This is a genomic window from Mycobacterium sp. (assembly GCF_035570115.1).
Classification (GTDB): domain Bacteria; phylum Actinomycetota; class Actinomycetes; order Mycobacteriales; family Mycobacteriaceae; genus Mycobacterium.
In genome coordinates, this window is the sequence record NZ_DATMLH010000088.1 from 28833 (window position 1) to 45714 (window position 16882).

General features: G+C 64.4%; 15 protein-coding genes. All 15 read left to right on the forward strand.

Annotated features, from left to right (window positions below; genetic code table 11):
* Positions 1-364: 364 nt before the first annotated feature.
* The 15 genes from VNW74_RS07705 (at position 365) to VNW74_RS07775 (ending at position 16813) form a co-directional block, all read left to right on the forward strand.
* Positions 365-1507 (forward strand): Rieske 2Fe-2S domain-containing protein, encoded by a 1143-nt coding sequence (locus tag VNW74_RS07705; RefSeq protein WP_325676011.1) that lies wholly within the window; start codon positions 365-367, stop codon positions 1505-1507.
* A gap of 38 nt (positions 1508-1545) precedes the next feature.
* Positions 1546-2664 carry an NDMA-dependent alcohol dehydrogenase gene (locus tag VNW74_RS07710; protein ID WP_325676012.1) on the forward strand — a complete coding sequence of 373 codons (1119 nt, stop codon included), beginning with the start codon at positions 1546-1548 and terminating at the stop codon, positions 2662-2664.
* A complete protein-coding gene (locus VNW74_RS07715) occupies positions 2661-3473 on the forward strand; it encodes an enoyl-CoA hydratase-related protein (protein WP_325676013.1) in 813 nt (270 codons plus the stop codon). The genes VNW74_RS07710 and VNW74_RS07715 overlap by 4 nt, the downstream gene beginning before the upstream one ends.
* Before the next feature lie 22 nt (positions 3474-3495).
* Entirely contained in the window at positions 3496-3744 is a 249-nt protein-coding gene (locus VNW74_RS07720) for a ferredoxin (protein WP_325676014.1), read from the forward strand.
* Between the two features lie 27 nt (positions 3745-3771).
* Positions 3772-5013: a cytochrome P450 gene (locus VNW74_RS07725; RefSeq protein WP_325676015.1), complete on the forward strand. Its 1242-nt coding sequence runs from the start codon at positions 3772-3774 to the stop codon at positions 5011-5013.
* Positions 5010-6158, forward strand: a complete 1149-nt coding sequence (locus VNW74_RS07730; RefSeq protein ID WP_325676016.1) for an acyl-CoA dehydrogenase family protein — start codon at positions 5010-5012, stop codon at positions 6156-6158. Before VNW74_RS07725 ends, VNW74_RS07730 begins: the two co-directional genes overlap by 4 nt.
* Positions 6155-7123 carry an acyl-CoA dehydrogenase gene (locus VNW74_RS07735; RefSeq protein WP_325676017.1) on the forward strand — a complete coding sequence of 323 codons (969 nt, stop codon included), beginning with the start codon at positions 6155-6157 and terminating at the stop codon, positions 7121-7123. The genes VNW74_RS07730 and VNW74_RS07735 overlap by 4 nt, the downstream gene beginning before the upstream one ends.
* On the forward strand, positions 7123-8790 hold the full coding sequence (locus tag VNW74_RS07740) for an AMP-binding protein (protein WP_325676018.1): 1668 nt from the start codon (positions 7123-7125) through the stop codon (positions 8788-8790). The genes VNW74_RS07735 and VNW74_RS07740 overlap by 1 nt, the downstream gene beginning before the upstream one ends.
* Entirely contained in the window at positions 8783-9622 is an 840-nt protein-coding gene (locus VNW74_RS07745; protein ID WP_325676019.1) for an enoyl-CoA hydratase/isomerase family protein, read from the forward strand. The genes VNW74_RS07740 and VNW74_RS07745 overlap by 8 nt, the downstream gene beginning before the upstream one ends.
* A gap of 124 nt (positions 9623-9746) precedes the next feature.
* Positions 9747-11366 (forward strand): AMP-binding protein, encoded by a 1620-nt coding sequence (locus VNW74_RS07750; RefSeq protein WP_325676020.1) that lies wholly within the window; start codon positions 9747-9749, stop codon positions 11364-11366.
* Between the two features lie 45 nt (positions 11367-11411).
* Entirely contained in the window at positions 11412-13103 is a 1692-nt protein-coding gene (locus VNW74_RS07755) for an AMP-binding protein (protein WP_414686623.1), read from the forward strand.
* Positions 13104-13105: 2 nt separating this feature from the next.
* Positions 13106-13873, forward strand: a complete 768-nt coding sequence (locus VNW74_RS07760) for an SDR family NAD(P)-dependent oxidoreductase (protein WP_325676053.1) — start codon at positions 13106-13108, stop codon at positions 13871-13873.
* A 42-nt stretch (positions 13874-13915) separates the two neighbouring features.
* Positions 13916-14620: a TetR/AcrR family transcriptional regulator gene (locus VNW74_RS07765; protein ID WP_325676021.1), complete on the forward strand. Its 705-nt coding sequence runs from the start codon at positions 13916-13918 to the stop codon at positions 14618-14620.
* Positions 14613-15452, forward strand: a complete 840-nt coding sequence (locus VNW74_RS07770; RefSeq protein ID WP_325676022.1) for an acyl-CoA thioesterase — start codon at positions 14613-14615, stop codon at positions 15450-15452. Before VNW74_RS07765 ends, VNW74_RS07770 begins: the two co-directional genes overlap by 8 nt.
* A gap of 188 nt (positions 15453-15640) precedes the next feature.
* Complete coding sequence (locus tag VNW74_RS07775; RefSeq protein ID WP_325676023.1) at positions 15641-16813, forward strand: acetyl-CoA C-acyltransferase; 1173 nt, start codon at positions 15641-15643, stop codon at positions 16811-16813.
* Positions 16814-16882 lie beyond the last annotated feature (69 nt).

The window sequence follows — 16882 nt, forward strand, 5'->3', positions numbered from 1 at the left end:
AGGTCTATCCAGGTCTTCCATCCTGACAGTACGGTCTCACCGATCGATAGTTCAACCGTTCGACCAACGACGCCACTCCTGGAGGGGTGTGTCTTGCCCCGCAGCGCCGAACTGGACGGAGCTCTCTCGCGACGCCGTCGTCCGCGCCGTCGTCGTCGCCGCCTCGTTGACCAATCACATCACCGAGATCCGCCCCCACCTTCCCGGAATTCAACCAAACCGCGATCGCGAAATAGTATGGTCAAACCATGATTAGTGAGTCTGGGCGTGAATTATTCCAACCGATCGTTTGACGACGGATGACAGGCGGCCTAGTCTCATCAGACGACGTCCAGAAGGACGCAGCAGTCTGAGGAAGGACGAGATGGCGACATTCGATATGCGGACTGACACCCGCAGCGGCATCGAAATGGGCCTGGGGGTGGGACCCGAGCGGATGGCTGGCTGGCCCTATTCGGACTTCGCCACCGGCTGGTACGTCATCGGCTATTCGTGGGAGATCAAGCCGGGTCAAGTCAAGCCGGCGAAATGGTTCAATCAGGATCTCGTCGTGTTCCGCACCGCCTCCGGCGTGCTCTCGGTCCTTGATGCTTACTGCCCCCACATGGGCGCCCACCTGGGCAAGGTAAGCCCGGCTGAGTTGGGGGGCGGCGTCTGTGGCGAGACATTGGAGTGTCCGTTCCACGGCTGGAAGTGGAGCCCTGAAGGGCGCAACGTCGACATCCCCTACCGCCCTGGGCATCCGGTCAAAGCCACGATCGAGAAGAAGCATGTTGCGGAGGTCGACGACATCATCCTCATGTGGTTCGATCACGAGCGCCGTGCCCCCACTTACGAGTGGCCCGGACTGCCTTACTACGGCGACAAGTCCAGCTACTACCCGCTCGACACGACAGTCGACGGACCTTATCTCGCGAAGCCGCAGTTTCCGTTCGAGAACAGTGCTGACCCACACCATTTCAAATATGTGCACGGGTCCTACCTCGATGCGGAGTTCTCCGATTACAAGGTCGACGGCGCGTGTGCGGAGAACGTCATGCGGCTGGTGTTCGGCGGTGGCCAGGAGCAGACTTGGCTGACACCCAACGGACCTGTCCGTGGCTACGTCGACAATTTCTTCTGGGGCGCGTCGTTGGGGGTCGCACGATTCCGGATCGACGATCTCGTATGTATCCACCTCCCGACACTCACGCCGGTCGACCACGACAACGCGATCTTCTTCAGTACCGTCACGGGGACCCGGGAGCCGGGCGATGACGGCGACATCCCGAGGGGCCGAAGCGGGCGGATGATGAAGGCCCAACATTGGCAGATCCGCAATGACTTTCACATCTGGCAGAACCAGAAGTATCTGGTGAAGCCGATCTTCACCGGCCCCGAAGAGCAGTCCCGCTACGCGTTTATCCGCCGCCACTTCGATCAGTTCTATCCCAACCCCGTCTATGCCAACGGCTCGGCAAACGGGCCTGCGCACGGCGCCACCACCGTGACCACCGCAGCCAGATAGCACCTACCCGACAAGTAACCCCGATCGCAGGAGTCGAGATGAAGACGCGAACAGCGATAGTCCGCGCAATCCCAAGCCCGTACGAAGTGGTGGAGCTCGATCTGGACTCTCCCGGTGCCGGCGAACTCATGGTGAAGATGGTGTCGGCGGGCCTGTGCCACTCCGACGATCATCTCGCGACCGGGGACATGCCGATGGCCACGTTGCCCTTCGCCGGTGGACACGAAGGTGCCGGTGTCGTGGTCGAAGTAGGAAACGGCGTCAAAGGTTTCACCGAAGGCGACCATGTGGTGTTCTCGTTCTTGCCCGCCTGCGGACACTGCCGCTGGTGCGCCTCGGGTATGCAGAATCTCTGCGATCTCGGTGCAAACCTGCTGGTGGGTTCTCGGTTTGATGATCCGACCAGCTTCCGGCTGCATCTCGACGGGCAGTCGGTGGGACAGATGGCCGGCCTGTCGACCTTCTCGGAGTACACCACCGTTGATGTCAACAGTGCGGTGAAAGTTCCCAAGGAAGTTCCGTTGGAGACGTTGTGCCTGCTGGGTTGCGGAGTGGGAACGGGTTGGGGTTCAGCGGTGAATTCGGCAGAGGTCCAGGTGGGGGACACCGTCATTGTCATGGGGGTCGGCGGCATCGGTATCAACGCCGTGCAGGGCGCTGCGCACGCTGGGGCGTCCCACATCATCGCCGTGGAACCCGTACCGTTCAAGCGTGAACTCGCCGAGAAGCTGGGCGCAACAGAGTCTTTCGATAACATCGCGGCGGCGGGCGATTTCGCGCGCAGTGTGACCAACGGCCAGGGTGCCGACTCGGCCATCGTCACGGTGGGTGTCACCACCGGTGAGCATGTCGCGGCCGCCTTCGCGACGATCCGGAAGGGTGGCATCTGTGTCGTGACGGGCATCGGTAACTTCGCCGAGACCGCAACCAACATCCCGCTGATGGATCTGACATTGTCCCAGAAACGAATTCAGGGTTCGCTGTATGGCCAGTGCAACCCGTCGCGCGACATTCCACGACAGTTGGCGCTCTACCTGAATGGCAACCTCAAACTCGACGAGCTGATCACCGCGCGCTATCCGCTCGATCAGGTCGCCCAGGGGTATCAGGATCTGAAGGCCGGCAAGAATCTCCGCGGCATCATCACCTTCTCATGACTACCTCGTCGACGTCCGATGGGCGAACGGATCTCGGCCCGGTCCGGGTAGAGGTTTCGGATTTCGTGGCCACGGTGACGCTGGACCGGCCACCGGTCAACGCCGTTGACCGCGCCGCGCTGGTGGCCATTCGGAGTGCGTTCACGTCGCTGAACGAGCGCCGCGATGTCCGAGCGGCGATTTTCACCGGAGCCGGCACCCGTGCCTTCATCGGGGGTGCGGACCTCGACAGCTACGGCGTCCGCCTTGATGACGAACCGCCCTCGGAGACCGTCGACATGGGTGTGGTCGCTCGGGAAGCGCTGTGGTCGGTCACCGACTGTGCTGTGCCGGTGATCGCTGCCGTTAACGGACCCGCCATCGGTGCCGGTGTGGCCTTCGCCGGATGTTGCGACATCATTGTCGCCGCAGACCACGCGCAGTTCGGCGCGCTCGAGATCAACGTCGGATTGCTCGGTGCCAGCGCGCAACTCTCGCTGATGGTCGGCCGACATAAAGCGCGGGAGATGTACTTCCTCGGCGAGAAGGTCGACGCCGAGGAACTTCATCGTCTCGGTGCCATCCGCGAGGTCGTACCCGTGGAAAAGCTCTACGCGACCGCCCATGAGGTGGCCGTGCAACTGGCCGCCAAGAGCCCGATCGCGCTCAGGCTCGCGAAGGAGGCGATGAACCGGGTGGAGTTCTTACCTCTCAAAGAGGCGTACCGGACCGAACAGGATTACACCAACCGCCTGCTCACCTACTCCGACAGTGCCGAGGCACGGGCGGCGTACTTGGAGAAGCGGAAACCAGATTGGCAGTGGCGCTGAAGGCGCTGAAAGGAGGACCGTCATGAGAGCCCGCGTTGACGCCGGTCATTGCGTCGGACATGGACAGTGCGCGGCAAACGCGCCCGATGTGTTCGTCCTCGACGACCTGGGTAACGCGATATCTCCCGTGGAGGATATTCCCGCCCAGTTCGTCGAACAAGCTCGGCGGGGAGCTGCGGCGTGCCCTGAACGGGCGATCACTCTGCAATCAGTTCCTGACCGATGCTCAGCAGTCGATAACGCCAACACCAAGCCGCCAGCGCGGCCTTGACCTGCAACCGCGTAGCGAGGAGTGCCGATGTCCATCAGCCAAAGTGACGACCAACGGCAGAATGAACAACCCCGCCATCCGACGGATGATCTGTTCGGTTCATTCGACAACTTCACGACCCTGTCGCTCGATGAGGACCCAATCCCGCGCTTGAGGGAGATGCAAGAGCGCTGCCCGATTGGTTGGAGCGAACAGCAGGGTGGCAATTGGGTGCTGACGCACTACGAGGATATCTGGAATGTGGAGCGCAATACCGCAGTATTCTCCTCGGCACAGGGTGTCTCGATGCCGTGGCACGGGATGGCTCCGCTGCCGCCCATCGAGGTGGATCCCCCACTGCACACGGTTTACAGATCTGCTCTGGTTAAACACTTTTCGCCGGCTGCGATGGCAAAACAGGAGCCGCATGCGCGTGAGGTCGTGAGCGGCCTGATCGACGCGTTCATCGAGGATGGTCACGCCGACCTGGCAACGCAGTTGACGATGCCGCTGCCTGCGATCGTAAACACTCCGGTGCTTGGCATTCCGGTAGAGGACCGTGACAACTTTCAGGCGTGGGGGGCCGCTCTGCTGTCCTCGGCGGGCCAGGACCTGGAGGCGATCGGGTCGTGCATGGGCTATTTCGCCGAGATGTACCACGAGGTCAGGCGTGAACCGCGTGATGATGACATGCCGACGATTCTGACCCGCATCGAGATCGATGGCGCCCCAATGGATCAGACACAGTTCATTCTCTCAATGATCATGATCATGGTGGGTGGGCTCGATACGACGACCAACAGCGGCGCGCTGATGTTCGATTACCTTGCCAAGCACCCTGACCAGCGTCGCCAGCTGATTGAGGATCCGGATCTGATCCCTTCTGCGGTCGAGGAACTCCTCCGTCACCTGACGCCACTGCCCGCCCTGTTCCGGACCACAACGCAGGCTACGACGCTGCACGGGCGGGAGATCGCCGAGGGTGAGAAGGTGCAACTGTGCTATATGGCGGCCAATCACGATCCGGCGGAGTTCCCCGACCCCGAGACGGTTGACCTGACCCGCGCGCCCAACCGGCATTTGTCGTTCGGTGTCGGAGTGCACCGCTGCCTCGGTGCGGCACTGGCGCGCATGGAGCTCAAAGTGCTTCTCGAGGAATCGCTTCCGCGCCTGGGCGACTACGAGTTGGTCGAACCGATCGCACGGTACGCCAGCATCACCCGCGGTGTGACAAACCTCAAAGTCCGATTCACCCCAGGAAAGCGACGCGGCGCGGCCGGTTCGGCATGAGGCTGCGCGACGACGAACGCCAGGCCGAGCTGAGGGCCCGGCTGCGCGCCTGGCTGACCAACACCGTTCCGGGGCTTCCGTCGCCGCCGGCGCGCGACGACCATTGGGGTCGACGGACTTACGATCTGGATTGGCAGCGGCGACTGTCTGATGCCGGCTTCGCGGGAATGGACTGGCCGGTCGAGTTCGGCGGACAGGGCGGCACCGCGGCCGAGCAGTTGATCTTCCTCGAGGAGGCGGGCCGTGCCAACGCTCCCGCGGTCGGGGTGAACCTGGTGGGACTGATGCACGCCGGGCCGACTCTGGTAGCGATGGCCGACGACGACATTCGCAACCGGCTGGTACCGCCCATCCTGCACGGCGACACGGTGTGGTGCCAGGGGTTCAGCGAACCCGGAGCGGGATCCGACCTGGCCGCCCTGCGTACCCGCGCCGAACGCGACGGCAACGATTACGTGATCACCGGCCAAAAGATCTGGAGCACCAATGCGCATGTCGCGGACTGGTGCGAGATGGTCGTTCGTACCGATCCCGATTCGTCGGGGCACCAGGGGTTGAGCTGGCTGGCTGTGCCGATGGACTCTGCCGGCATCGAAGTCCGCCCCATTAAGACGATCGACGGTGGAGCAGACTTCTGCGAGGTCTTTCTCGACGGGGTCCGATGCCCGTTGTCGCACCGCGTCGGCGATGAAGGCGGTGGCTGGCAGGTTGCGATGGCCACCCTGACACATGAACGCCTATTGGCGTTCACGGGGGATCTGGTCGCGGCCACCACACTTGCCGACGAGCTGGCCGCGCGGGTTCACGAGGCTGAACTCGTCAGCGAGCTCGCCGTGCTGCGAGCCGAACTCGCTTCGGCCTGGGCGTTGTTGCGCCGGAACGTCTCCGCGTCGGCGTACGGCCAGGCTCCGCGGTTCGAGGTATCGACGTTCAAACTCGGTTTCTCGCGATTGGCCAACCGGCTGGGAGCGCTGGCCGCACCGGTGGCGACTGCGGCATTGAGCGGCCCGGATCGGGAATGGGCCTCCGATGTTCTGCGGCAACGGTTGTGGACATTCGCGCTCGAGATCGCCGGCGGGACATCGCAAATCCAGCGAGACATTATCTCCGAACGGTTACTGGGACTTCCAAGGAGCGCACGGTGAATCTTGAGTTGGACGCCGATCAGCGCGCGTTGGTGTCGACAACCACCGATATCTGCGAGTCGCTCGCCGCGGATTGGCGCGATCTCTCGTCGGCACGTCACGCGGGCCTCAGAGAACTCGGTTCGGTGGGCATCCTGGGTGTGCGCCATCCGGAACCGGACGGAAGTGGTTTCGGGCCCGTCGAAGCCGCTCTCGTCGCGCAGGTGTGCGGTGCTGCGCTCGCCCCGACGGCACTTCTGGTGTGGGCTGATCTTGTCGGCACTGCCGTACCGGGGGCGCTCAGCGGTGCCGTGTCGGTCACCGGAGCACTCGCGCCGGGGTGTGCCGTCAGCTTCGGCGGCGCGACTGACGTCACCGTGCTGGCTGATACCGCCGGCGCGCGGGCTTTCGCTACCGATGCCCTGGACTGGACACCCCTGCCGGAACTGGATCCCGCGGCGCCGCGCGCCGTTGTCCGTGTTCCATCGTCCGAAGCCGGCACGCTGATCGCGGACGCGGAAACGGTCCGGATGTGGCGGTGGCAATTCAGCATTTTGACTGCGGCACACTTGGTTGGGATCGGGAGCGGCGCGGTCGACGCTTCGGTGGCCTATGCCAAGGACCGCAACCAGTTCGGCAAACCGATCGGCAGCTTTCAAGCGATCAAGCATCTTTTGGCCGACGCCTACACCGAGGTGGAGATGGCGCGCAGCCAGGTGTTGGTTGCCGCGTTGTGCTGGGCCGAAAGCGATGCTGGTGCGCGGGTACAGGGCACCGCGGCCGCTTTGGTGGCCGGCCGCGCTGCGGTCGCGGCCGGCGAAACAGCCATACAGGTACACGGCGGGATGGGATTCACCAGCGAAGCGATTCCGCACCGTTTCTACAAGAGAGCCTTGTGTTTGCAAGACGACCTCGGCGGCAGCCTGAGCCTGGCGCGGCAGCTTGTGGACCGAGAGCTCACCCTGCAGTCGGCGGCGAGTCGGTGATGACCGCGTCGCTTGACGACGGGCCCGCCATCCGAGCCAGGTCGTTGGGCGGTGTTGACCGCATCACGGCCGTGGTTCACCAACCGCTTCGCTACTGGGCAGCCCAACGGCCCACCGCCCCGTTTGTGAAATGCCGCGGCGACTGGGTGACGTACGCGGAACTGGATGCCCGGTCAGATCGGGTGGCGGCCGGGTTGGCCGCTGCCGGGGTTCGGCCGGGCGACCGGGTGGCAGTGGTGCTGGACAATTGCGACGAATTCGTCGACACCGTTTTCGCCTGCTCCAAACTCGGCGCGACACAGGTGCCGCTGAACACCTATCTAAGCGGAGAGTTCCTGCGGTATCAGCTGACTGACTGTGGCGCCACCACACTGATCGCCGATCGCGGCGGCATCGCCGCCTACCAGCAGATCAGTGACCAGACCATCGTGGAACGTGTTGTCAGTGTCGGGTGCAGGGTTGTCGGTGCGGTGCCGTTCGACGAGCTGCGTGCCTGCACAGGGCCGCTGCCGGACACCGTGGTCACCGCCGAGGACATCGGGGCGATCGTCTACACGTCAGGCACCACGGGTATGCCGAAAGGATGCATGCTGTCGCACGGATACCTGACACTGGTGCCCAGCGCCTACCTCGAGGCGCACTGGGTGATTCCCGGTGACCGCATCTGTACGCCGTTTCCGCTCTTCCACCTCAGCGGGCAGACCATCGTCATGCAGACCGCGTTACAGCTGGGCATCAGTGTCTTTGTGACGCCGTCGTTTTCGGCAAGCACGTTCATGTGCTCGGCGCGCGACGAGGGCGCTACCATGCTGTTCGGCATCGGGGCGATGGCGATGGCGATCCTGGCCCAGCCTGTCACGACCTCGGAGCCCCGGGGTTTTCGGCTGGCAACGTGGATACCGATGACACCGGAGGCGCAACTGGAGTTCGAGCGCCGGTTCGACACGCCAACCATCTGTGAGGGCTACGGCCAAACCGAATGCGCACCGGCGATGATCAACCACATCAGTGGCGATCGTCGACGGCAAACTTCGGGCAAACCTGTTCCCTACCTCGATATCGCGGTCGTCGACGACCACGACTGGCCGGTGCCGACCGGCCGGATTGGTGAGATCGTCATCAGGCCGCGCCGCCCGGAGGCGATGTACTCCGGCTACTGGGGCAACCCGGTGGCCACCACCCAGGCCTGGCGCAATCTCTGGCATCACACCGGCGACTATGCCTATGCAGACGAAGACGGATTCATCACGTTCACTGATCGCAAGAAGGACGCACTGCGGCGGCGCGGCGAGAACGTGTCGTCACTGGAACTCGAAAAGGCCATCCTCGACCATCCCCGGGTCGCCGCGTGCGCGGTGCACGCGGTGGCCTCGCGGTTGTCCGAAGACGACATCAAGGCCTGTATCGTGCCCGCCGGCGAAGAGATCCTTAAGGTAGAGGAGCTCTTCGACCACTTCGTCAGTGCGCTACCATATTTCGCCGTACCGGCGTACGTCGAGTTCCTCGACGCACTGCCGACCAATGCGCTGGGCCGCGTCATGAAGCACGAGTTACGGGCGCGCGGGATCACACCTGAAACGATCGACCTCGCCGATCGCGGCCTCATCGTGCGCCGTGATCAGCGTCGAGGCGATCTCGCCGCAAGGAGTCACGCCGACCATGTCTGACGTCCGCAGCGAACGCCACGGCCCGGTTGCCGTCATCACCTTCGACCGTCCCGCCAACGCCAACAGCGTCGGGGGCGCCCTTTTCGCCGACCTGCTCGCTGCGCTCGAGGAGGCCGACAGAGACGAGCGTGTCGGAGCAATCGTCACGACTGGAGTCGGGCGGACTTACTGTGTCGGTGCCGACGCGTCCGAACTCGGAACCGCGCTGGACCGGGGACCGATACAGCTGGGGGACATCGGAGTTGACGGTCTGGGCGGCCGGAAGGGGCTCAGCCCGCAGTCGCGGTCACAAATCCAGGCCGACCATCTCGGCATCGGGCGGTGGGTCCTGCGTGTACTGGACATCGGCGCTCCGATGGTAGCTGCGGTTAACGGGCCCGCGGCGGGCGGTGGTTTCGCCCTCGCGCTGCTCCACGACGTCCGAATCGCCGCGACGACAGCCAGGTTCCACGCTGCCATGCCCATCATCGGACTGGCGCCGGAGATGGGCATGAGCTGGCTGTTACCCCGTGTACTCGGCTCGGGCAGGGCATTTGACGTCATGACGCGGACGTCGCCGGTCGAGGCGCCAGAAGCACTGTCACTGGGCCTGGTCACCCAGTTGGTCGATTCCGACGGGCTGATGGACGCTGCGCTGGCCAGGGCCACCGCATTGGCTTCGCTGCCACCTCAGAGTGCCAGGGCGGCCAAGCGCCTGCTGCGGGCAGCCTGGTCGTCGTCGATCGGTGAACAGCTGGAACGGGAATGGATGGTTCAGCGGCAGTTGTTCGCCCACGCCGACACGACGGACGCGCTGCGGCGGATGGCCGACCGCCACCAGGGGAAGTCATGAGTCCAACTTCCGCCGCAGGAGCGATCGTGAAGGCGGCGCTGGCGACGCCACGTTCAACAGATTCCACCGAGGGGCATGCCGGCGAGTGCGCCCGGTCTGCCCTCACCGACGCAAAGGTGCATCGATGAGCAGACGCTGGGAGCCTGACGAACTCGCCGAGATCAACCGTTGGCGTGTTATTCCCGACCGCCTGCGCCACTGGGCGCGCACCGAGCCCGATCGAACGTTCTTCCGTTGTGGCGGCGGCTGGTTGACCTTCGGGCAAGTTGACTCCAAGACCGACGCCATCGCCGGTGGACTGTCGAAGATCGGTATCACCAAAGGCGACCGGGTGGCCGTCATGTTGCCGAACTGCGAAGAGGCATACCTGGGGATACTGGCGTTGGCCAAGCTCGGCGCGATCCAAGTACCGCTCAACGCCTACCTCAAGGGCGAGTTCCTTCGCCACCAACTTGCCGACTCGGGAACGACGTGCCTACTCAGTGACGCGCCCGGTATCGCCGAAGCGATGCGCGTTCGCGGCGAACTGAGCGATCTACGGCACTTCGTCAGCATCGGAGACCAGACGGTCTCCGGCGCAGTGGGTTTCGGCGAGCTCGTGGACAGTGAACTGTCGTGCCCCGACCACAACATCGCCGCGCGCGACCCGATGGCGATCATGTACACCTCGGGCACGACCGGACTCCCCAAAGGGTGTGTGCTGAGCCAGGGCTACTTTATGTTCCTTCCCCGGGGCTGGTTCGAAAGCGATTGGTACCGCCCGGATGAACGGGTGATCACCGCCTTGCCTATGTTTCATATCGCCGGTCAGGGTATGACGCTCATGTCGGCATTGCAGGGCGGTTTGGCGACGACATTCCTTCGGTCATTCAGCGCCGGTCGGTTCATCGCGCAATGCCGCGAGGCCGGCGCGACCGCCGCGTTCGGGGTGGGGCCAATGGGGATGGCGGTGCTTGCCACCCCGCCCAGTGACGACGACCGTGACCACACCCTGCGGATCACCGTCTTCCCACCGATGGCGCCCACGGCGCGACAACAGTTCCAGCAGCGTTTCGGAGTTGGTGTGGTCAGCGAGGTGTACGGCCAGACCGAATGCAATCCGATCACTCTGAGTCCGCTCGATGCGCACACAGCTCAGCCGGGCGTGCTCGGTGCGCCTGCTGCTTGGGTCGACGTCGAGATCCTCGACGACAACGATCAGCCAGTACTCGACGGCCAACCCGGCGAGATAGCGATCCGGCCCCGGGAGCCGATGGTGATGTTCGATGGCTACTGGAACAATCCGGCCGCCACCGTTGCGACCAGCCGCACGCTGTGGCATCACACCGGAGATATGGCGCGACGAGCCGAGGACGGCAGTCTGGTCTTCTTCGACCGAAAGAAGGACGCCATTCGACGCCGTGGGGAGAATATTTCCTGCGTCGAGGTGGAAGCCGCGATCGTCAAGCATCCCGATATCAAAGCTGTTGCGACACATGCCGTTCCGTCGGCGCTGGGTGAAGACGATCTGAAGGCCTGGATCGTGGCCGAGCCAGGCGCGGCGTTGACACCCGATGGGATGCACGCCTTCCTCGTCGGCGCGCTTCCGTATTTTGCTGTGCCCCGCTACGTGGAACTCATCGATGAATTACCGGTGAATGCCCTGAACAGGGTGCAGAAGTTCAAGCTGAGCGAGCGGGGGAACGAGAACGCATGGGATTTCGAGAAACTGGGCTTGGGTATCTCGCGAGATAAGAGGCGTTGAACAGCCAACTTGCGTTTTCAGCCGAACGTTCGATAAGTTGATTTCGTGGCGGATGCGGTGACGACGGCAACGGCTGATCCTGCGGTCGAGATCAACATCGGCGAACTGTTCACCGCCGTGGCTGCCCGACACCCAGACCGGCCCGCGATCATCCGCGGTGATGACGTACAGACTTATCGCAACCTGGCGGAGCGCTCCGCGCGCCTGGCCCGGTTTCTCAGCGATCGCGGTTTGGGATGCTTCGCCGAGCGGCGCGACCTCGCTGGGCACGAGAGCGGGCAGCACATGCTCGCTCAGTATCTGCACAACGGACAGGAATACATCGAGGGACTGCTCGGCGGATTCCGGGCCCGGGTCGCGCCTTTCAATGTCAATTACCTCTACCGCGCCGACGAACTGCTCTACTTGCTGAAGGATGGCGCGCCGGCCGTTATTCAGTACCACGCGGCGTTTGCTCCACAGTTGGCCGAAGTCCTGCCCAAGCTGACGACGGTGCCGCTGCTGTTGCAGGTGAGCGACGACAGTGCCAACCCGCTTCTTGCCGGGGCACTCGATTACGAAGCAGCCCTGGCGGGCTCCGAACCCGCGATCGACACCCATCCTTCTCCGGATGACCTGTACGTCATCTACACAGGCGGAACCACCGGGATGCCGAAAGGGGTGCTTTGGCGGCAGGCCGACGCCGCGGTGTCGACGTTCGGAATCAAGAACCGGCGGCATGCCCGCGAATGGCAGTCGGTGACCGAGATCGTCGATGCGGTTCGGTCGCGTCCGTCCCGGGTGTTGCCGTGCGCACCGTTGATGCATGGCGCATCACAATGGGCGGTGCTCGGATTCCTGTGTGAGGGCAACACTGTCGTGTTCCCTGAGCGGGCCGAATCCTTTCGCGCCGCTGATGTTCTCAGCGCCGTAGAGCAACACCGTGTCACCGCTGTGACGATCGTGGGTGACGCGTTTGCCTATCCGCTCGTTGAGGAGCTCGACCGCCACCAGCATGACGTGTCGTCGCTGCGTGTTGTGGTGTCGGGAGGCGCGGCCCTGCACGCAACAGCACGAAACCGGCTGCACGAGCTCGTCCCCGGCCTTCGGATCGTCGAGAACATCGGGTCCTCGGAGTCTGGCGTTCAGGGCAGCCGTGGAACGACCGCCGTGGGCCACGACGGGGCCTTCGTTCCCGACCGCTCCACCCTGGTGGCCTCCGAGGACATGACCTCATTCCTCAGGTCCGGCGACGACGCGACGGGCTGGCTCGCCCGCCGCGGACGCATCCCGCTGGGCTATCTAGGCGACCCGGTGAAAACGGCGCGCACCTTTCCGGTCGTCGATGGCGTCCGTGTGACGATCCCCGGCGATCGGGCCAGGCTGCGAGCCGATGGCCAAGTCGAGCTGCTCGGCCGGGATTCTCTGACGATCAACACCGGTGGGGAGAAGGTGTTCGTCGAGGAGGTCGAGTCCGTCCTCAAGGACTATCCCGGCATCGTGGATGCTCTCGTCGTCGGTAGGCCCAGCGCGCGATGGGGCACCGAGGTCGTCGCCGTGGTGGCCGCGCGTCCCGTGATGAATATCGAGGAGCTCCTGCAGTTCTGTCGTCGCAGGCTCGCTCGCTACAAGGTTCCCAAATGCGTGCACGTCGTCGACCTCATCCGCCGTAATCCCAGTGGGAAGGGCGATTACGGGTGGGCAGCGGAGCAGGTGTTCGAGCCCGCAATACGACCGCAACCGAATGAAACGGAGTGACTGTGGACATTGACGGCGTCTCAGCGATCGTCACCGGCGGAGCGTCGGGCCTGGGCGAGGCGACCGCGCGGGCGCTGGCTGCCGGCGGCGCTCGTGTGGTGATCCTGGACCGGCACGCCGAGGCGGGCCAACGGGTCGCCGAGCAGATCGGCGGGGTGTACATGCTCGCCGACGTCAGCGACGAGGACCAGGTCCAGGCGGCCGTCGACGCTGCCATCGGGCTGGGACCCGTGCGCGTGCTGGTCAACTGCGCCGGGCTGGGGCCGGCAACCCGCATCGTCGATCGCGACGGCATTCCGATCCCATTGAAGAAGTTCGAGTTCGTGGTCCGCGTCAACCTCATCGGTAGCTACAACTGTGCGCGCCTGGCTGCGGCGGCCATGGCCAAGTCGGAGCCCGGCCCCGATGGCGAACGCGGTGTCATTCTGCACACCGCTTCGGTGGCGGCGTTCGACGGGCAGATCGGTCAGACGCCCTATTCGGCGGCCAAGGGCGGTGTCGTGGCCATGACCCTGCCGATGGCCCGCGATCTTGCCCTGCACGGCATCCGGGTAAACACGATCGCGCCAGGGCTGATCGACACACCGATCTACGGCGAAGGGGAGAAGGCCGAGGCCTTCAAGGCCAAGCTCGGGACCAGCGTGGTGTTTCCGCAGCGACTCGGCCGCTCCGACGAGTTTGCCTCGCTGGCGCTGGAACTGATCACCAACAGCTACATGAACGGCGAAGTCGTCCGGCTCGACGGTGCCGTTCGACTCCCGCCGCGCTGACAGCACCGTCGACCGAGCCACTGGAGGTGCGAGACTGTGTCGGTGACCAAAGAGCGACGTGGGGCTGCTGCCAAGGGATCCGGGCCACGTAGCGCCGCACGGCGAGCTGAGCGAAACAGCCAGGCCGCGCTGACAGCTCTGCGTCAAGTCGCCTTACGTGAGTTCGTCGCCTCGGGGTACTACGCAGTTTCCATCCGCGATCTGGCCCGCGAGGCGGGTATCACGTTGTCGGTGCTGTACCACTACTACACCAGCAAACAGGAACTGCTCTATCAGGTGCTCAACGACGCGGTTGATGCATTTCACACCATCTACGAACAACGGATGACGGAGATAGGCCCGGGCGCCGATCCAGTGTCGTCCTTCCTTCTCCTGGTCGATGCGACCGTGCGCTACCGCGCGTTGCTGCCCAACGAGAGTCTGCTCTTCATCCGCGAATTCCGTAATCTGGAGCCCCAATTCGCGGATCGCCTGGCAACCAGGCGCGACGAAGTGCAGCACCTGTTCGCCGAGCTGATACAGGCGGGCGTCGAACGTGGGGCTTTTGCGACGCCGTTTCCCGACGACGCGTGCCGCTCGCTGCTGGCGACGCTGAACGCTATCCCGAACTGGTATCGGAACGATGGTGACATCACTGTCGAGCAGTTGGTGGAGCGGTATCAGCGGCTGGCGCTCGTCATCGTGGAGTACGCCGCGAAAGGCGGCCTGCCGCAGGGCGCGAGTGCGCCGGAGAAGTCGCGTGGCTAGTTCGGAATTGTCGGCGCCCGACAAGGCCGGTGCCACCGTCCTGGACAGATTCGCGGTGGACCAGATCGCCGACCTCACCTGGCGTGGCCGCGACTGCGATCCGCTCGGCGGCCGGATGTATGGCGGCACGTTGGCCGCCCGGCTGCTCGCGGCGGCCCGCGCCGCAACCGTGGGTCCGCCCGCCACGAGCGGCCTCGATATCCATTTCCTGCAGCCCGCCGATGGCGGGCTACCCGTCGACTATCACGTGGAACGCGCCCACGATGGTCGCTCCTCGGCGGTGCGGCGGGTGACGGCGACCCAGCATGGCCGGACCGTTGCGGTGGGCACAGTTTCGTTCCACACCCCCCGCGACGGTTGGTCCCACGGCCGACGGGACCCCGGGGAGAAGCCAGATGGCCTGCCGGCGAAGGGATTACCGCATCGGGCGCGCGCGGTCAGGGCGACCGATTTCGACATTCGTTATCACGACGAGTCGACGCAGGAGCACGGGGTCGTTCGGCGACTGTGGTTCCGGGCGCTCGAGGACCTGCCCGCCGCGGTCGCCGTCCACGAGTGTGTCCTGACGTTCGTTAGCGACATCTATTTCTTTGAGCCCATCTGCCTCGAGCACGGCTGCCAGGGCAACGACCGCAGGATTCGGTATGGAACTACCCAGCACGCGATGTGGTTTCATCAGCGTCCCGTGCTCAGCGACTGGCTGCTCATTGAATCCCGCTCCCCGGCCTTGGCCGGCGGCCGCGGATTGGTTTATGGCGAAGTCCGCACCGTCGGTGGCGATCCCGTCGCCACGATCGTCCAAGAGGTGGCAATCGGTCTCACACCGGCGTGAGCACCGATAGTCGACGTCCAAGCGCCACGTCATTCCGCGGGGATGCCGCGCGATGGCGTCGTCGGTCTGCGGAAATCAAACTCCTGCAACGTAATTGAATTCATCTACCGATCCTCGACGCCGTGTTGTAGCCGCCAATATCATATGCTATACATACAGTATGTTGACTGGTCGATCCGGAGGTGCGCATGCCTGATGTGGTGGTAGTGGAGGCCGTGCGGACGCCGTTCGGCAGGCGCGATGGTGCACTTGCAGGAATGCACTCGGTCGAGCTGCTCGGCCTGGTGCAGCAGACTGTTCTGCAGCGCGCCGGGCTCGACCCCACGGCAGTGGATCAGGTGGTGGCCGGCTGTGTCGGGCAAGTCGGCATGCAGGCGTTCAACGTGGGTCGCGGAGCCTGGCTGACGGCGGGATTACCGATGCAGACACCGGCGACCACGATCGATACTCAGTGCGGTTCCTCGCAACAGGCGGTGAATCTCGCTCACGCCTTGATCTCCTCGGGCGCCGCCAATGTGGTTCTCGCGTGCGGGGTGGAGGTGATGAGCACCGTGAAGATGGGTTCGACAGTGCCCCGCGACGGTCACCTGGGTAAGCCCGTCACCCGCAACTATTGGAAACACTACGAGTACACCAGCCAGTTCGAGGGGGCCGAACGGATAGCAGCACGGTGGGGGATCACCCGCGGCGACGCCGACGCATTTGGCAAGTTGTCCCAAGACCGCGCCAAGGCCGCGCAGGCCGTGGGGGCATTCGCGACACAGCTTGTCGATGTCGACGCGCCGGCACTGGGCGATGACCGAGAGCCCACCGGCGAGACGCGCACCATCACTGCCGACGAGGGAGTCCGGGAGACGACGCTGGCAAAGCTGGCCACCCTCAAACCCACCGGCCGCGAGAACGGCGTGCACACCGCCGCGACGTCGTCGCAGATCTCCGATGGGGCATCGGCGGTGCTGTTGATGTCGGCGGAGGCTGCGGCAGGTCTGAGCCCGCTGGCCAAGGTGGTCGGGACGGCGCTGGTGGGTACCGACCCGGTACTGATGCTCACCGGCCCCATCGCTGCCACACGCCAATTGCTCGAGGCTCACCGGCTCGCCATGTCCGATATCGATGTCGTGGAGATCAACGAGGCGTTCGCTTCGGTTGTGCTGGCCTGGGAACGCGAGTTGTCGCCGGACATGGCCACCGTGAATCCCAACGGCGGCGCCATCGCGATGGGTCATCCGCTGGGGGCAACGGGCTCGGCCCTCGTCGCCAAGACTGTGCACGAATTGGTTCGGAGCGACGGCGAATACGGGCTGGTCACGATGTGTTGTGGCGGCGGGCTCGGCACCGGAACCCTCGTGCAACGGATCTGACGGCAAGGCGGGCCCACGCGCCTTTGCCGAGAAGCGCGCCGCGCTGGTCCGCCAGCTGACGCCACCACC

What these genes read in the sequence shown, in the direction of transcription:
- VNW74_RS07705 (WP_325676011.1), top strand. Translation starts at nt 365, where the DNA reads ATGGCGACATTCGATATGCGGACTGACACCCGCAGCGGCATCGAAATG.
- VNW74_RS07710 (WP_325676012.1), top strand. Translation starts at nt 1,546, where the DNA reads ATGAAGACGCGAACAGCGATAGTCCGCGCAATCCCAAGCCCGTACGAA.
- VNW74_RS07715 (WP_325676013.1), top strand. Translation starts at nt 2,661, where the DNA reads ATGACTACCTCGTCGACGTCCGATGGGCGAACGGATCTCGGCCCGGTC.
- VNW74_RS07720 (WP_325676014.1), top strand. Translation starts at nt 3,496, where the DNA reads ATGAGAGCCCGCGTTGACGCCGGTCATTGCGTCGGACATGGACAGTGC.
- VNW74_RS07725 (WP_325676015.1), top strand. Translation starts at nt 3,772, where the DNA reads ATGTCCATCAGCCAAAGTGACGACCAACGGCAGAATGAACAACCCCGC.
- VNW74_RS07730 (WP_325676016.1), top strand. Translation starts at nt 5,010, where the DNA reads ATGAGGCTGCGCGACGACGAACGCCAGGCCGAGCTGAGGGCCCGGCTG.
- VNW74_RS07740 (WP_325676018.1), top strand. Translation starts at nt 7,123, where the DNA reads ATGACCGCGTCGCTTGACGACGGGCCCGCCATCCGAGCCAGGTCGTTG.
- VNW74_RS07745 (WP_325676019.1), top strand. Translation starts at nt 8,783, where the DNA reads ATGTCTGACGTCCGCAGCGAACGCCACGGCCCGGTTGCCGTCATCACC.
- VNW74_RS07750 (WP_325676020.1), top strand. Translation starts at nt 9,747, where the DNA reads ATGAGCAGACGCTGGGAGCCTGACGAACTCGCCGAGATCAACCGTTGG.
- VNW74_RS07775 (WP_325676023.1), top strand. Translation starts at nt 15,641, where the DNA reads ATGCCTGATGTGGTGGTAGTGGAGGCCGTGCGGACGCCGTTCGGCAGG.